Source organism: Microbacterium umsixpiens (assembly GCF_053543675.1).
The window spans coordinates 7,671-8,388 of the sequence record NZ_JBLVOH010000044.1; the positions used below are offsets into that span (position 1 = coordinate 7,671).

The following is a 718-nucleotide window of genomic DNA, read 5'->3' on the forward strand; positions in this document are numbered from 1 at the left end:
TAGTTGAACGCCCACGACAGCTGCGCGTAGCCGCCGATCAGATGACTCGGTTTGAGCAGGATGCGGGTGAGGGAGTTGTGGATGCCGCCGCGCTGTCCGCTGATCTCCGAGATGGGCACATCCACCGTGCGATCCTTCGCGTGGTACATGTACACGGTGCCCTCCGGCATGCGGTGGGAGACGTTCGCCCGCGCGACGACCACCCCGTTGCGGTTGTAGGACTCGATCCAGTCGTTGTCACGGACACCGATCTTTTCGGCGTCCTGCGGACTCATCCAGATCGTGGGGCCGCCGCGCGACAGCGACAGCATGAAGAGGTTGTCCTGATACTCCGAGTGGATCGACCACTTGGAGTGCGGCGTCAGGTAGCGCACGTGCACCTCTGCCCCACCGTTCGTCCCCGGAACGACGTCGCCGAACAGACGGTGCATGTCGAGTGGGGGCCGGTAGATCGGAAGCGCCTCGCCGAGCTCGTCCATCCAGTCGTGGTCGAGGTAGAAGTGCTGGCGACCGGTCAGGGTGTGCCACGGCTTGAGATGCTCGACGTTGATCGCGAAGGCCGTGTAGCGCCGACCCCCGTGCTCCGACCCCGACCACTCCGGCGACGTGATCACGCTGCGCGGCTGAACCGACACGTCGGAGAAGGTCAGGTGCGTCCCCTCATGCTCCTCGGCGAGGAAGGCCATCTTCTGACCGGTGTGCTTCTCGAGTGCGTGAA

1 protein-coding gene is annotated in these 718 nt (G+C 64.5%); it reads right to left on the reverse strand.

Annotation, left to right across the window (positions count from 1 at the left end):
* Positions 1 to 718 (reverse strand): molybdopterin dinucleotide binding domain-containing protein (locus tag ACNPM4_RS05055; RefSeq protein WP_448984907.1); only part of this gene is annotated, 718 nt, incomplete at both ends.